At 48.0% G+C, this 1258-nt stretch carries 3 rRNA genes; all 3 read left to right on the forward strand.

What is annotated here, in order from left to right:
- Positions 1 to 576, forward strand: a 16S ribosomal RNA gene (locus C7U56_RS15225); the annotation flags it as partial.
- Positions 577 to 661: 85 nt separating this feature from the next.
- Positions 662 to 779: ribosomal RNA gene (gene rrf, locus C7U56_RS15230) — 5S ribosomal RNA — on the forward strand.
- Between the two features lie 394 nt (positions 780 to 1173).
- Positions 1174 to 1258: ribosomal RNA gene (locus C7U56_RS15235) — 23S ribosomal RNA — on the forward strand; the annotation flags it as partial.

A 1258-nucleotide genomic window follows, 5' to 3' on the forward strand; every position in this document is an offset into this window, starting at 1 on the left:
CAACGCGAAGAACCTTACCAAATCTTGACATCCCTCTGACCGGCGAGTAATGTCGCCTTTCCTTCGGGACAGAGGAGACAGGTGGTGCATGGTTGTCGTCAGCTCGTGTCGTGAGATGTTGGGTTAAGTCCCGCAACGAGCGCAACCCTTATCCTAAGTAGCCAGCAGTTTGGCCGGGCACTCTTGGGAGACTGCCAGGGATAACCTGGAGGAAGGTGGGGATGACGTCAAATCATCATGCCCCTTATGATTTGGGCTACACACGTGCTACAATGGCGTAAACAAAGAGAGGCGAGACCGCGAGGTGGAGCAAATCTCAAAAATAACGTCTCAGTTCGGACTGCAGGCTGCAACTCGCCTGCACGAAGCTGGAATCGCTAGTAATCGCGAATCAGAATGTCGCGGTGAATACGTTCCCGGGTCTTGTACACACCGCCCGTCACACCATGGGAGTCAGTAATGCCCGAAGTCAGTGACCCAACCGCAAGGAGGGAGCTGCCGAAGGCAGGACCGATAACTGGGGTGAAGTCGTAACAAGGTAGCCGTATCGGAAGGTGCGGCTGGATCACCTCCTTTCTAAGGAAGAAGAAGTAAGGGTTTTATATACTGTTGAGTTTTCGAGGATGACAATTAAAGATTGAAATCCAGGAAATAAAAGATTTCCGGTGTCGATGCGCTTAGGGGACACACCCGTTCCCATCCCGAACACGATGGTTAAGACCTAAGCGGCCGATGATACTATGCTGGAGACGGCATGGGAAAGCAGGTGGATGCCGGATTCCATTAAAAACAATTCGCTGAATGCGATTTGAAATAGAACGGACACATCGGAATGGATGAACTATCTGTGATGAGGATGTGTTAACCTACACCAGCAGGGAAGTGCTGTTCCATATAACTGGTTTTTACCAGTGATTCATAAGTTCGAGCTTATCGAGGTTGTGAATGACTGATAAACTTCAGTCAAGTATGTACCTTGAAAACTGCATATTGAAAATCTGATACAAAGTTCAAACCGAGAGGTTTGAAACAAATATCAAGACATCCGAGGTGTTACACGAAAGTGTAACCAAACAAACCAAAAACAAGCAATTATTAATTGTAAACACCATAAGCCAAAGATGCAACGCTATGCATCTGAGAGGAACACCGTACCCACGGTGTGAATCAATTGGTTAAGCTAATAAGAGCGCAGGGTGGATGCCTTGGCACTAAGAGCCGATGAAAGACGTGATAAGCTGCGAAAAGCTTCGGGGAG

The organism is Clostridium fessum (assembly GCF_003024715.1).
Classification (GTDB): domain Bacteria; phylum Bacillota; class Clostridia; order Lachnospirales; family Lachnospiraceae; genus Otoolea; species Otoolea fessa.